The sequence below is a fragment of the Winogradskyella sp. PC-19 genome (assembly GCF_002163855.1).
Taxonomy (GTDB): domain Bacteria; phylum Bacteroidota; class Bacteroidia; order Flavobacteriales; family Flavobacteriaceae; genus Winogradskyella.
The window spans coordinates 1,299,800-1,313,215 of sequence record NZ_CP019332.1; the positions used below are offsets into that span (position 1 = coordinate 1,299,800).

Below are 13,416 nucleotides of genomic sequence, written 5' to 3' on the forward strand. Positions count from 1 at the left end.
ATTTAAATAAATCTAAACTCTTAAATCAATAAATTATGGAAAATTCAAAAATTATTATCGGCTACATTATTTATTTACCTATCGTTATTAGTTTAACCATTTACATATCAAAAATGCTTTTTAAAAATGGTAAGCTCTTTATGATAGATATTTTTAAAGGGAAGGAAGACATAGCAATAGCTACTAATAAACTATTTGAAATTGGTTTCTATCTTATAAACATTGGATTTGCTTTGTACATCATGAAAATATATGGTTACAACCATAATTATGACATAAGCAACCAAACTCTGATGGAAATATTGAGCAAGAAGATTGGTGGTTTCACAATATATCTGGGAGTAATGTTATTTTTCAATCTCTTTTTATTCTTCAGAGGAAGAAAAAAATCAAGACAAGTTATAAGAACCACAAAAGTTTTATAAGATGAAAAAAATAATCATCGCTGGCGGAAATGGTTTTCTAGGTAAAATCCTAGAAAACTATTTTTCCAAAAAAGGATACGACATAAAAATATTGTCTAGAAAGCCAAAGGCCAAAAATCATATTCTATGGAACGGAAAAGAACTTGGCAATTGGACAAAACACTTAGAAAATACAGAGGCTATAATTAATCTTGCTGGAAGGTCTGTAGATTGTAAATATACTGAGGTTAATAAAAAAGAGATTTACAATTCACGCATAGACTCTACCAATATTTTGGGTTTAGCAATCAATCTTTGTGAAAATCCTCCTAAATTTTGGCTTAACTCATCGACATCTACAATATACCAAGACTCGTATACAAAAGAAATGACGGAAGAAAATGGTGACATTGGTGATGACTTCTCAATGAATATTGCCAAATCTTGGGAAGAAGCTTTCATAACTATCACAAATCCAAAAACAAGGAAGATAGTTTTAAGAACATCAATAGTCTTAGGTAAAAATGGTGGTGCTTTTATTCCATTAAAACGCTTGGTTAAATTTGGACTTGGTGGAAAACAAGGACACGGCAAACAAAAAGTTAGCTGGATACATGAATTGGACTTTGCACGTGCAATCGATTTTTTAATGTCTGAAAATCAAGAAGGTATTTTTAATATTGTTTCGCCAAAACCGACAGATAACAAAACGTTGATGCAAACTATAAGGAAAGTTCTTAAATTCCCTTTTGGGATTTCACAACCTAAATGGCTTTTAAAAATTGGAGCAAAACTGATCGGCACTGAAGCAGAATTGGTTTTAAAGAGCAGGAATGTTATTCCAGAAAAACTTTTGAAAAATGGATTTGAATTTAAATACAACACTATTAATGATGCCATAAATTCATTAAATATTAAGCAACTTTATTGTCATTTTTTTAAACTATTTTTATAGTCAGAAAATAGGTCCTAAATAATGGCAGAACATAAAATAAACCCTAACGATTGGATTAAACGCTATTCTGACTATTTATTTAACTACACAATTACTCGTGTTAGTGATAGAGAAATAGCGCAAGACTTGGTCCAAGAAACTTTTTTAGCTGGCTTAAAATCTATGGCTAACTTCAAAGGAGAAGCAAGTGAACGCACTTGGTTGATTGCTATATTAAAACGAAAAATCATCGACCATTACCGCAAAATAAATTCTAATAAAGGCAAAGCAGAAGTGCGCATGTCTTATAATAGTGATTCTGAAACTGAAGGCGATTGGTTAGAAGAACGTGTAGCTGACCCATTTGACAAAACAGCTGAAGACACTATCGAAAACACCGAATTAGGAGTTGCTATTCATAATTGTTTAGACAAACTCCCTAAAAAACAGGGTAGAGTTTTTAAGATGAAAACTTTATTGAATTACGAAACGGAAGCCATTTGTAATGAAATGGATATTACTGCGTCTAACCTTTGGGTAATTATACATAGAGCAAGAACTGCTATGGCTAGTTGCATGGAAGAAAATTGGTTTTAATATTATGAGTAAACTAAAATTAGAATGTCACGAAGCAAATCACATTTGTGACAAAAATCAGTATAAAGAAGCTACATTTATGGAAAAGGTGATATTAACCATCCATTTAATGTACTGTAGAGCGTGTAGAAAATACACTGCCAAAAACACTAAATTAACTAAGTTAATTAAGAATCCTAAAGTAGAAACATTAGATGATTCAGCGAAAAATAAATTGCAACAAGCTTTTGAAGCAGAACTAGGAAAACAACAATAAAATTAATAACCAAACAATAGGTATTGCTTCAACCAAAAAAGCACTATAATATTTAGACTGCTTTTCAGAAGAAAGGACTAAAAGCATTAGTGTCAATAAAGTAATTATTAGAGTTGATATTATAGAACTATAATCATTTTTAACTTTCAAAAATTCTAAAAACAGAAAAACCAACAATAATAGTAAACCTATAATTTTGGTTTTTTTTGTGCCAATTTTTTGAGGAATAGTAGCTAACTTTAAGCTATCATATTTTAAATCCCTAATCTCAAAGGGCAACATTAAAACTATTACAAAACAAAATCGCTGTAAAACAGTAATAAAGACATCTGCAGATATTTCGACATAAGTATTCAATACAGGAATTAAGACAGTAACTAAACTCCAAACAAGTGCTATAATATAAACTTTTGCGCCACCAACTTCTCTTAGGTTTTGCTGATCATCAAACAAATATTTCTTTGGAATCAAAGGTATAGCGTACAAAAAAGTAATTAGCCCGAGTACCACTATCAAAATCCAAACATTACTGTTGAGCTGAAAAAAATAATACCCCATCAAAAGAAAAGCGATAGCCGAAAAAACTTGGATAATCTTTAGCCAATTTGCCAAGCTTCGATGATGAAACTTAGCTAACCCAAAATATTTCACAAAATTATAACCCGAAATTGATGCAAAAAATATAAAATAAAGTACGTTTTTACTATATGGTAAGTCAAACTGAACAAGTGTAATCCAAGTCATTGCATACACTGCTAATGCTACATGAATACTACTGTTTAAATAAAAATTAAAAATAGATTTTAACACCTTCACTATGTAAAAATAACTAAAGTGTTAATAACGTATCATATCAGTTAAAAACTTTAGTATTCGTTAACTAAAAAAAAGTGCATATTCCGTATTTTTGCATATCAAAAAAAGCTACTTAAAGAGAATGGATACAACATCTTTTGCATTACGACACATTGGCCCAAGCCCACAAGAGCAAAAAGCCATGTTAAACACCATTGGTGTAACAAGTATTGAACAGTTAGTTTCTGAAACTGTACCAGCAGATATTCGTCTTAAAAAAGACTTAGATCTTGAGGCAGCTATGAGCGAGCAGGAATATTTAAATCATATTTCAGAGCTTTCAAAACTTAATAAAGTTTTTAAATCTTACATCGGTTTAGGATATCACCCAGCAAATTTACCTGCAGTTATACAACGTAATATTTTAGAAAATCCAGGTTGGTATACAGCTTACACGCCTTACCAAGCTGAAATCGCCCAAGGCCGATTAGAAGCGCTTCTTAATTACCAAACCATGGTAATTGATTTGACAGGTATGGAAATGGCAAATGCATCTCTTTTAGACGAGAGTACTGCTGCTGCCGAAGCAATGAGTTTATTATTTGCAGTCAGAGAACGTGCTCAGAAAAAAGCAGGTGTTAATAAATTCTTTGTATCTGATTTAGTATTACCACAAACAATAGATTTACTAGAAACACGTGCTATACCCATTGGTATTGAGCTTGTCGTTGGTAATGAGGCAGAGTTTCATCTTTCTGAAGAATACTTTGGTGCATTATTACAGTATCCAGGTAAAAATGGGCATATCACGGATATCAAAAGTTTTATAAAAAATGCAAATAGCTTTGGTGTAAAAGTTGCTGTAGCAGCAGATATATTAAGTCTAGTAAAACTTGAAGCTCCTGGAAAATTTGGAGCAGATGTTGTCGTTGGTACAACACAACGTTTTGGAATCCCAATGGGTTATGGTGGACCACACGCAGCTTATTTTGCAACAAAAGAAAAATACAAACGTGATGTTCCTGGTCGTATCATTGGTGTAACTAAGGATTTGGATGAAAATCGTGCATTACGTATGGCGCTCCAAACGCGAGAGCAACATATTAAAAGAGATAAAGCAACATCTAACATATGTACAGCGCAAGTTTTATTAGCTGTAATGGCTGGAATGTATGCCGTTTACCATGGACCAAAAGGTCTAGAATTTATTGCAAATAAGGTTAAGAATTCTGCATCGACTTTAGCTAATGCTTTAGCAGATTTAGGATTAGAGCAAGTTAACTCTCATTATTTTGACACACTTCAGATTAAAGCAGATGCTGTTAAAACAAAGTATGAAGCTGAAAAAAGAGAAGTCAACTTTCACTACCCAGATACAAATACAGTTACAATAGCAATCAATGAAACAACTACTGTAACTGATTTAAATCAAATCATTGAAATATTTGAAGTCGTTAGTGGAAATAAAACAGCACAAATCTCTGAAGTTTCTGAAACAGAAACCATTCCAGATAGCTTAAAGCGTACGACAGAGTTTTTAACTTTTGATGTGTTCAATAAATATCATTCCGAAACGGAATTAATGCGATATATAAAGCGTTTAGAGCGCAAAGATTTAGCATTGAACCACTCAATGATTTCATTAGGGTCTTGTACAATGAAGCTAAATGCAGCTTCAGAGATGTTGCCTCTTAGTTGGAGCAACTGGGGAAATATGCACCCATTTGCGCCAGTATATCAAGCTGCTGGTTATAAAGTAATGCTAAACGCGTTAGAAAACCAACTTACTGAAATCACAGGTTTTTCTGCCACATCTCTACAACCAAATTCTGGTGCTCAAGGAGAATTTGCTGGTTTAATGGTTATTAGAGCTTATCATGAATCTCGTGGTGATAGTCACAGAAACATTTGTCTAATTCCATCATCTGCTCATGGTACAAATCCAGCGAGTGCGGTTATGGCAGGAATGAAAGTCGTTGTAACTAAAGCATCAGACAATGGAAATATTGATGTAGATGATTTACGAGAAAAAGCTGAATTACATAAAGATAATCTTTCGGCGTTAATGGTAACTTATCCATCCACACATGGCGTTTACGAATCAGAGATTAAAGAAATCACTAAAATCATTCACGATAATGGTGGTCAAGTTTATATGGATGGCGCGAATATGAATGCACAAGTTGGTGTTACAAATCCAGGAAATATTGGTGCAGACGTATGTCACCTTAATTTGCATAAAACATTTGCAATTCCTCATGGTGGTGGTGGACCAGGTGTTGGCCCAATCTGTGTTGCTGAGCAACTAGTACCATTTTTACCAGGAAACGCAATTATTAAAACTGGTGGACACCAATCTATATCAGCGATTTCTGCTGCGCCTTTTGGTTCTGCGTTAGCTTGTATTATTTCTTATGGCTATATCAAAATGTTAGGTGCAAAAGGGTTAAGAGAAGCTACAGAAGTAGCCATTTTAAACGCCAACTACATCAAAGAACGTTTAGAAGGTTATTACCCAACTTTGTATGTAGGCGAAAACGGACGTGCAGCACATGAAATGATTATCGATTGCCGTGCATTTAAAGAAAAAGGTATTGAAGTTGTTGATATCGCGAAACGATTAATGGATTACGGTTTTCATGCGCCAACAGTGTCATTCCCGGTTGCAGGCACTATGATGATTGAACCAACTGAAAGTGAAAACAAAGCAGAAATGGATCGCTTCTGTGACGCCATGATTTCAATAAGAAAAGAAGTAGATGAAGTTTCTGAAGACGAACCAGATAACGTACTTAAAAATGCGCCACACACTATGACAATGCTAACTTCTGACGAATGGTTATTTCCATACACAAGAGAGAAAGCTGCATTTCCATTAGAGTTTGTTGCAGACAATAAGTTTTGGCCAACTGTAAGACGAGTTAATGAAGCTTATGGTGACAGAAACTTAATCTGTAGCTGTGCACCTATTGAAGATTATGTAGAAGCATAATTACTTATAAATGAATTTAAAAAAGCATCCAGAAATGGATGCTTTTTTTATGGTTTATTCACAAAAACAAATGAAAACTAAGAATATCAAAAAAATAAGAGGTTTTTAGGGCTAAAAGACTGAGAATTCATTTTATTAATTAGCTTAGTAAATTAGTTATACCAAAAAAATAAAAAATGGCTATAAAAATAACAGGCACTGGAAGTTTTATTCCAAAAAGCATTGAGAGGAATGAAGATTTTCATAATCACGAGTTTTTAAATGCAGATGGTTCTTCAATTGATTATCCAAACGAAGTTATTGTAGAGAAATTTAAAGCTATTACTGGTATTGATGAACGTCGTTATGCAGACAATCAATTAACCTCATCAGACCTTGCTTTTTTAGCTGCACAAAAAGCTATTGACGATGCTGATATAGACATGGAAACTATTGACTACATAATCTGTGCTCACAATTTTGGAGACGTAAAACACAATACTGTACAAAGTGATATTTTACCATGTTTAGCAGCTAGAGTAAAACACCGCTTACGTATCAAAAATCCAAAATGTGTAGCCTATGATATTTTATTTGGCTGTCCAGGTTGGGTCGAAGGTGTAATACAAGCTCAAGCTTATATTAAAGCTGGTATGGCTAAGCGTTGTTTAGTTATAGGTAGTGAAACCTTGTCACGAGTAGTAGATAAACATGATAGAGACTCAATGATTTATTCAGATGGTGCTGGCGCTAGTATTATAGAAGCAATAGAAGGCGAAGATGGAATTTTAGCTCATGAAACTGCTTCTTTCACATATGATGAAGCTTACTATTTATTTTTCGGAAAATCGAATAACAAAAATATAGAATCTGACACACGCTACATAAAAATGCATGGTCGTAAAATTTATGAGTTTGCATTAACCAATGTAGCCCAAGCTATGAAAAACTGTTTGGATAAAAGTGGCATCGATATCTCTGAAGTTAAGAAAGTATTGATTCATCAAGCAAATGAAAAAATGGATGAAGCGATTATAAAACGCTTTTACAGGTTATACAAAGCAAAAGCTCCAGAAGATGTTATGCCTATGAGCATTCACAAATTAGGGAATAGCTCAGTAGCAACTGTACCAACTTTATTTGATTTAATTAGGAATAACGAACTAGATAATCACAAAATTAATAAAGGTGATGTCATTATTTTTGCTAGTGTAGGTGCTGGCATGCACATTAATGCTATTGTTTACAGGTATTAAATTGAATTTGTTTATATGTATAAAAAATTCCCGCATAAGCGTTATAAACATACACTTCAATTTTTAGAATCACATATTTCTACTTCTGAATCAATTCTGGATTTAGGTATTGAGAATCCATTTACCAAAGTAATGAAAGACCATAATTATAAGGTCGAGAACACTAAAGGAGAAGATTTGGATATTGATACTTCTACAATTGAAGATTCTGACGCTAGTGTAGTAACTGCATTTGAGATATTTGAACATTTACTATCTCCTCTAACTGTATTAAAATCAATCAAAGCGAATAAACTTGTTGCTAGTATACCTCTTAGACTATGGTTTTCTCCTGCTTACAGAAGTAAAACAGATATGTGGGATAGACATTTTCATGAATTTGAAGATTGGCAATTCGATTGGCTTTTAGAAAAAGCCGGTTGGAAAATTATAGATTCGAAAAAATGGACTCATCCAACAAAAAAAATAGGCATTAGACCAATTCTTCGTTGGTTTACACCTCGTTATTATATCGTTTATGCAGAACGCATAAAAAATACCAAAGACTAAATCCAAGATTTAAAATCGGTTTGTTTAGATTTGAAATAATAAACAAATAGTTTGAAATTTTACATTGTCATTCCTGCTCATAATGAAGATGATTCTATTACCCTAACTATAGAATCGCTAGCAAACCAAACCCTATTACCAAAAAAAGTTGTTATAGTTAATGACAACTCAACCGACAATACACAAACCATTGTAGAAAAATTTGTAGATAAATACGAATGGTTAACTCTAGTAAATAATCAATCTTCAGACCTACATCTACCAGGCACTAAAATTATTAATGCTTTCTACAAAGGTTATAATACACTTGACGAAAATTATGATATAATATGCAAGTTTGATGCAGATTTAATTTTCCCGATAGATTACCTTGAAAAATTATCAATTCAATTTAAAGAAAATGATAAACTTGGCATGGCTGCTGGCTATTGTTATATTGAGCAAAATGGAAATTGGACAATTGAAAGCTTAACTAATAAAGATCATATACGTGGTGCCTTAAAAGCCTATCGAAAAGCTTGTTTTATTCAAATTGGAAAATTAAAACCATCTATGGGATGGGATACAGTAGATGAGCTTTTAGCTAAATATTACAATTGGGAAATACTTACTATTGAAAGTTTAAAAGTTAAGCATCTAAAACCTACTGGAGAAAGCTATAATAAAGCTTCAAAGCACCTACAAGGTGAGGCCATGTATAAGCTTAGAAATGGAATAGTAATAACAACTATTTCTGCATTGAAAATGGCTTTCAAAAAAAGAAAAATAAGCGAATTCGCAAATCAAATGTCAGGTTACTTCAAAGCAAAGCTTAATAAAACTGAACATTTAGTAAACGAAGACCAAGGTAAGTTTATCAGAAAGTTACGCTGGAAAGGAATATTTAGTAAGCTATTTTAATCCAACACAAAACCTAAAGGTTTTCCTGTCGCGCCATTAGGGAAACTAATCCCCAATAATGCTGACATTGTAGGTGCGATATCAGGAATCACGGTTTTTTCTAATGTTTCACCATTCTTAATACCTTTTCCGAAAAATAGTAACGGTACATGAGTATCATAGTTAAGTCCACTACCATGAGTAGAACCTGTTCTACCGTAAGGAATATGAGCAATATCATTAACCACGATTACATCTCCAGAACGCTTTTGATTAAATCCATTTTGCAATAACATTTCTATTCCCGAAGTAAATTGTGTTGAGTTCATCGTTGTTGCTGTATAAACCTTTGAAATATTAGGATAACTAATCTGCTCATCAACCAAATCTTGTTCTACCTGATGAAGATTGAAATTAAGCTCTTTCAACTTTGCTTTGTTAAAGAAAATCTGATTATTACTTACATTCTCAACAACGTCTTTTGTTCCGTATTTTTCTTCTAAAAAAGCAGTGAATTTTTTCTTTCTAGCATTGAAATCTAAGTATCCTGCTGGTATTTTTACTGACTGTAAATATGCTGGCACTTCAACTGCGCCGTGGTCAGCAGTTAAAAAAACGGTATACTCACTTACGCCTACTTCAGAGTCTAAAAATTCAAAAAAACGTTCTAAATCTTTATCTAATCTTACGTATGTATCTTCTATTTCTTTTGAGTTAACACCAAAATTATGACCGACATAATCAGTAGAAGAATAACTTAAGGTTAATACGTCTGTGATATTATCCTTTCCTAAAGCTTCGCCTTTTATTGCAGCAATTGCAAAATCTGTGGTTAAACTATTTCCATATGCTGTAGCTTTCAAAATATCAAAACCATCATTTTCGTCTTTTAATTTTGATAAATCGTATGGGAAAGTTGCTTTTTCTTTTCCTTTGAAACCAGCTTCAAAATTATTATCATCACTGCCACTTTCTATATATGCATCTATATCATAAAGTGTGTCCCAAATTTTAAAATAAGACTCTGCCGTATTAGAATCATTAAAATCATTTACCCATTTAGGCAAATCGTTTCTGTAAAAAGAGCTTGTAATCCAAACACCTTCATCCTTACCATGAAACCAATATGCACCGTCAGCTGTATGGCCTGCTGGCAAGATAGCACCTCTATCTTTAATAGCAATACCAATTGTTTTACCTCGCATTTGAGTAAATAATCTATTCTCGTCTGCAAAACTCGTCGTTAACATTCTATGTGGTGACATTTGACCTGCATCTGCATCTGTACCTATTGATTTTACATCCTCGTCGCCTGCACAATAGACTGTTTTTTTATCTACTTTATTGTACCAATTATTCGAAATAATACCATGATATTTTGGAGTCGTACCTGTAAAAACTGAAGCATGACCTGGACCAGTATATGTAGGCACATAATTAAAATGATTATTTTTACAGTTATAACCTTCTCTAATCATACGCTTAAAACCACCTTCTCCAAATTTAGAATCAAAACGTGTTAAGTAGTCATATCTCATTTGATCTACTACTATACCTACAACTAACTTAGGGTTTTTGGATTGAGATGTTATTAGTCTTTGATTTTGAACTACACTGTCTTGAGCATTACAAGATAATAACACAAAACATACAGAGTATATTAAAGCGATTTGTTTCATATGGTAATTGAATAACAATTGAGGTGCAAAAATAGAATATTATAACCGATGTTAATTTAATAAATCATTAATTAACGCATAGTTTTTCATAATTTAGCGTCAATAAATGACTATATGAAATACCTACACAATATTGGTGTTTACTTTTTAATGATTAAAGATATGTTTCGCAAACCTACCAAATGGTCTGTAATGCGTACATTAATCCTTAAAGATATTGATGACTTAATTATCAACTCCTTAGGTATAGTTGCTTTTATTTCATTTTTTGTTGGTGGTGTTGTCGCCATACAAACATCACTAAATATATCAAATCCTTTGATTCCAAAATATCTAGTTGGCTTTGCGACTAGACAATCAATAATACTAGAATTTGCACCAACATTTATATCTATAATTATGGCAGGTAAGGTTGGATCTTTCATAACATCTAGCATTGGAACTATGCGAGTAACTGAACAAATAGACGCACTCGAAGTTATGGGTATAAACGCCTTAAATTATTTAGTATTCCCAAAATTTATTGCACTTTCACTCTATCCTTTTATTATATCAATTGCTATGTTTTTGGGTGTTTTAGGTGGATTAGCTGCATGTGTTTATGGTGGTTACGGTACGCTTGAAGATTATATTGAAGGTATTCAAACCGATTTTATACCTTTTCATATTATATATGCTTTTTTAAAGACGCTTGTGTTTGCTTTTTTATTGGCAACAATACCTTCTTTTTATGGCTATTATATGAAAGGTGGTGCTCTTGAAGTTGGTAAAGCAAGTACAACATCATTTGTTTGGACCAGTGTTGTTATCATTTTAGCAAATTACTTTTTAACCAGTTTACTTTTAGGCTAATGATAGAAGTTAAAGATTTACATAAGTCGTTTGGAGAAGCACATATCCTAAAGGGTATTAGTACTAGTTTTGAGAAAGGGAAAACTAATCTTATTATTGGTCAGAGTGGTTCTGGTAAAACGGTTTTTCTTAAGTGCTTACTTGGTCTTTTTGAATACGAAGAAGGAACAATTGCCTATGAAGGGCGAATCATGAAAGATTTGACACCAAATGAAAAGCGTGATTTACGAGCTCAAATAGGTATGGTATTTCAGGGAAGCGCGTTGTTTGATTCTATGACTATAGCAGAAAATGTTATGTTTCCGCTTAGGATGTTTACAAAACAAAGTAAAAGTGAGATGGAAGATCGTGTGAATTTTGTTCTAAAACGAGTAAATCTTCCTGATGCACATAACAAAATGCCTAGTGAGGCTTCTGGTGGTATGCAAAAGCGAGTAGCAATTGCACGTGCAATAGTCAATAATCCAAAATACTTATTTTGTGACGAACCAAATTCTGGACTTGACCCTAGAACTGCTATTGTTATTGATAACCTTATTCAAGAAATCACAGATGAATACCAAATGACAACTGTGATTAACTCTCATGACATGAATTCTGTTATGGAAATTGGTGAAAAAATTGTTTTCCTAAAAGATGGACTTAAAGAATGGGAAGGCTCTAAAGAGACAATTTTTAGAACAGAAAATAAAGCAGTTACAGACTTTGTTTACTCTTCTAATTTATTCAAAAAAGTAAGAAAGATGTATATTGAAGAGAATCAATAAGCTAATCGCGTTTAACCCTTATTTTATCTGTCTTCAAAACTTGTTTTAACCAAGAGTATAATTCTTTTTCTTTTACCAATACAAGACTATCACTTAGCGTAGCTTTCCAAGCTATGTTAGCAACATTCAAAGTATCTATTTTTATAAAATCTTTTGATTCTAACATTTTACCATAACTAAAATATTCTAAGTCTATAAATCTAATTTTGGCGTCTTTAGCTAACGTAGAAAATGGGAAGTCTTCTCTATTATTTGACTCTAGTTGTTGGTTTAGCCCAGTGATATTTTCCTTAAGTTCTACTATTTCTTTTTGTAAGCCAGATATAATATTGTCTTTTTCATCTAGGTCGGTGATGGCTCTATCGTAAGCATCTGAAATTTTATCTATACTCCTATTTTTATTACCAATAATATCTAAACTCCAGTCACTTATGTATTCATAATTTTTCAGCTCATTTCGTAAATCTGTTTCTGTAGCTAAAGCTATTTCTCCATTAAAATAAAGAGTCAAAGTCTTATTATCATAATCCGGTATTGGTCTCTGTAGCCACAAATCAATATTAGACTCTACTTCGTTTTTCATAAATGCCTCATAATCATTTTCCATACGAGTCTCTTTTATAAAATCAATAAACTTTATCATTGGCCAAATCATTACAAGTATGGCTACTAAAGAAGCTAATTGAGATATGCGCTTTCTCTTTTTTGAATTCGCATATTTAATCATTGGAAAGCGTAGTATTTTTAAAACCAAAAATGTTGCCAATGCAATAAATATGGTATTGATAGTAAATAAATACATAGCTCCTACGAACGCTGGCCAATCATTTGCTAAGCCGTATCCTGCTACACAAAGAGGCGGCATTAAAGCAGTAGCAATAGCTACACCAAAAATAACTGATGCTATAGTACCTTTTTTAGTTCTTGCTATAATAAGTGCTAAACCACCAAAGAATGCAATTAAGACATCTCTTATATCTGGCTTTGTCCTTGCAAATATTTCGTTATTTCCAAGGTCTGCTGTTGGAAAAAACTTAAAGAATAAAAAGGCCGTTAACAAACTTAACACAATCATGATTGCTAAGTTTATTAATGACTTTTTCAAAGTGTCAATATCATTGATAGCTATGGACATACCAATACCTAAGATTGGTCCCATTAAAGGCGAAATTAACATCGCTCCAATAACAACAGCTGTTGAGTTAGCATTTAACCCTACAGAAGCCACCATTATTGAACAAACTAAAATCCAAGCTGTTGCACCTTTAAAAGAAATATCTGCTTTTATAGCGGCTACAGTTGCATCTCTATCGGTATCATCTCTAAAATCTAGTAACTCACTCAGAAAACCGGAAACACTTGCAAAAAGTCCTTTCGCGTCTTGCCTTACGGCTTCTTTTTTTTCTTTTACAGATTTGTCTTTGTCGATTTGTTTATTTTCTTCATCAGAAAAATTGAATTTATTCTCTTCACTCAT

13 protein-coding genes are annotated in these 13,416 nt (G+C 32.7%); 10 read left to right on the forward strand and 3 right to left on the reverse strand.

Features of this window, described 5'->3' with window-relative positions:
• Nucleotides 1-35 precede the first annotated feature (35 nt).
• The 4 genes from BTO05_RS06100 to BTO05_RS06115 are packed head-to-tail and all read left to right on the forward strand — an operon-like array spanning nt 36 to nt 2,191.
• Complete coding sequence (locus BTO05_RS06100) at nt 36-425, forward strand: hypothetical protein (RefSeq protein ID WP_087491810.1); 390 nt, start codon at nt 36-38, stop codon at nt 423-425.
• Between the two features lies 1 nt (nt 426).
• The gene (locus tag BTO05_RS06105) at nt 427-1,359 is read left to right on the forward strand and encodes a TIGR01777 family oxidoreductase (RefSeq protein ID WP_087491811.1); all 933 of its coding nucleotides are present in this window, start codon (nt 427-429) and stop codon (nt 1,357-1,359) included.
• A gap of 21 nt (nt 1,360-1,380) precedes the next feature.
• Nucleotides 1,381-1,935, forward strand: coding sequence for a sigma-70 family RNA polymerase sigma factor (locus tag BTO05_RS06110; protein ID WP_087491812.1), 555 nt, complete (start codon nt 1,381-1,383; stop codon nt 1,933-1,935).
• Between the two features lie 4 nt (nt 1,936-1,939).
• Nucleotides 1,940-2,191 (forward strand): hypothetical protein, encoded by a 252-nt coding sequence (locus BTO05_RS06115; protein WP_087491813.1) that lies wholly within the window; start codon nt 1,940-1,942, stop codon nt 2,189-2,191.
• On the opposite strand, the gene BTO05_RS06120 is transcribed toward BTO05_RS06115, so the two are convergent.
• On the reverse strand, nt 2,174-3,007 hold the full coding sequence (locus BTO05_RS06120) for a hypothetical protein (RefSeq protein ID WP_087491814.1): 834 nt from the start codon (nt 3,005-3,007) through the stop codon (nt 2,174-2,176). The two genes, BTO05_RS06115 and BTO05_RS06120, sit on opposite strands and share 18 nt — an antisense overlap.
• 121 nt (nt 3,008-3,128) lie before the next feature.
• Here BTO05_RS06120 and gcvP point away from each other — a divergent pair, with 121 nt between their 5' ends.
• From gcvP to BTO05_RS06140, 4 genes are all read left to right on the forward strand, one after another.
• The gene (gene gcvP / locus BTO05_RS06125; protein ID WP_087491815.1) at nt 3,129-5,978 is read left to right on the forward strand and encodes an aminomethyl-transferring glycine dehydrogenase; all 2,850 of its coding nucleotides are present in this window, start codon (nt 3,129-3,131) and stop codon (nt 5,976-5,978) included.
• Nucleotides 5,979-6,154: 176 nt separating this feature from the next.
• Entirely contained in the window at nt 6,155-7,213 is a 1,059-nt protein-coding gene (locus BTO05_RS06130) for a 3-oxoacyl-ACP synthase III family protein (protein WP_087491816.1), read from the forward strand.
• Between the two features lie 15 nt (nt 7,214-7,228).
• Nucleotides 7,229-7,762, forward strand: coding sequence for a methyltransferase (locus BTO05_RS06135; RefSeq protein ID WP_087491817.1), 534 nt, complete (start codon nt 7,229-7,231; stop codon nt 7,760-7,762).
• Nucleotides 7,763-7,813: 51 nt separating this feature from the next.
• Entirely contained in the window at nt 7,814-8,662 is an 849-nt protein-coding gene (locus BTO05_RS06140) for a glycosyltransferase family 2 protein (RefSeq protein WP_087491818.1), read from the forward strand.
• Here BTO05_RS06140 and pafA read toward each other — a convergent pair.
• Nucleotides 8,659-10,320, reverse strand: a complete 1,662-nt coding sequence (gene pafA, locus BTO05_RS06145; protein ID WP_087491819.1) for an alkaline phosphatase PafA — start codon at nt 10,318-10,320, stop codon at nt 8,659-8,661. The two genes, BTO05_RS06140 and pafA, sit on opposite strands and share 4 nt — an antisense overlap.
• 114 nt (nt 10,321-10,434) lie before the next feature.
• Between pafA and BTO05_RS06150 the strand changes: the two genes are divergently transcribed.
• Together BTO05_RS06150 and BTO05_RS06155 are read left to right on the forward strand one after the other, a co-directional pair.
• A complete protein-coding gene (locus BTO05_RS06150; RefSeq protein WP_087491820.1) occupies nt 10,435-11,172 on the forward strand; it encodes an MlaE family ABC transporter permease in 738 nt (245 codons plus the stop codon).
• Nucleotides 11,172-11,939 (forward strand): ABC transporter ATP-binding protein, encoded by a 768-nt coding sequence (locus BTO05_RS06155; RefSeq protein ID WP_087491821.1) that lies wholly within the window; start codon nt 11,172-11,174, stop codon nt 11,937-11,939. The genes BTO05_RS06150 and BTO05_RS06155 overlap by 1 nt, the downstream gene beginning before the upstream one ends.
• A gap of 1 nt (nt 11,940) precedes the next feature.
• Here BTO05_RS06155 and BTO05_RS06160 read toward each other — a convergent pair whose 3' ends face one another.
• Nucleotides 11,941-13,416: a DUF389 domain-containing protein gene (locus tag BTO05_RS06160; RefSeq protein WP_087491822.1), complete on the reverse strand. Its 1,476-nt coding sequence runs from the start codon at nt 13,414-13,416 to the stop codon at nt 11,941-11,943.

What these genes read in the sequence shown, in the direction of transcription:
- BTO05_RS06100 (WP_087491810.1), top strand. Translation starts at nt 36, where the DNA reads ATGGAAAATTCAAAAATTATTATCGGCTACATTATTTATTTACCTATC.
- BTO05_RS06105 (WP_087491811.1), top strand. Translation starts at nt 427, where the DNA reads ATGAAAAAAATAATCATCGCTGGCGGAAATGGTTTTCTAGGTAAAATC.
- BTO05_RS06110 (WP_087491812.1), top strand. Translation starts at nt 1,381, where the DNA reads ATGGCAGAACATAAAATAAACCCTAACGATTGGATTAAACGCTATTCT.
- BTO05_RS06115 (WP_087491813.1), top strand. Translation starts at nt 1,940, where the DNA reads ATGAGTAAACTAAAATTAGAATGTCACGAAGCAAATCACATTTGTGAC.
- gcvP (WP_087491815.1), top strand. Translation starts at nt 3,129, where the DNA reads ATGGATACAACATCTTTTGCATTACGACACATTGGCCCAAGCCCACAA.
- BTO05_RS06130 (WP_087491816.1), top strand. Translation starts at nt 6,155, where the DNA reads ATGGCTATAAAAATAACAGGCACTGGAAGTTTTATTCCAAAAAGCATT.
- BTO05_RS06135 (WP_087491817.1), top strand. Translation starts at nt 7,229, where the DNA reads ATGTATAAAAAATTCCCGCATAAGCGTTATAAACATACACTTCAATTT.
- pafA (WP_087491819.1), bottom strand. Translation starts at nt 10,320, where the DNA reads ATGAAACAAATCGCTTTAATATACTCTGTATGTTTTGTGTTATTATCT.
- BTO05_RS06150 (WP_087491820.1), top strand. Translation starts at nt 10,435, where the DNA reads ATGAAATACCTACACAATATTGGTGTTTACTTTTTAATGATTAAAGAT.
- BTO05_RS06155 (WP_087491821.1), top strand. Translation starts at nt 11,172, where the DNA reads ATGATAGAAGTTAAAGATTTACATAAGTCGTTTGGAGAAGCACATATC.
- BTO05_RS06160 (WP_087491822.1), bottom strand. Translation starts at nt 13,416, where the DNA reads ATGAGTGAAGAGAATAAATTCAATTTTTCTGATGAAGAAAATAAACAA.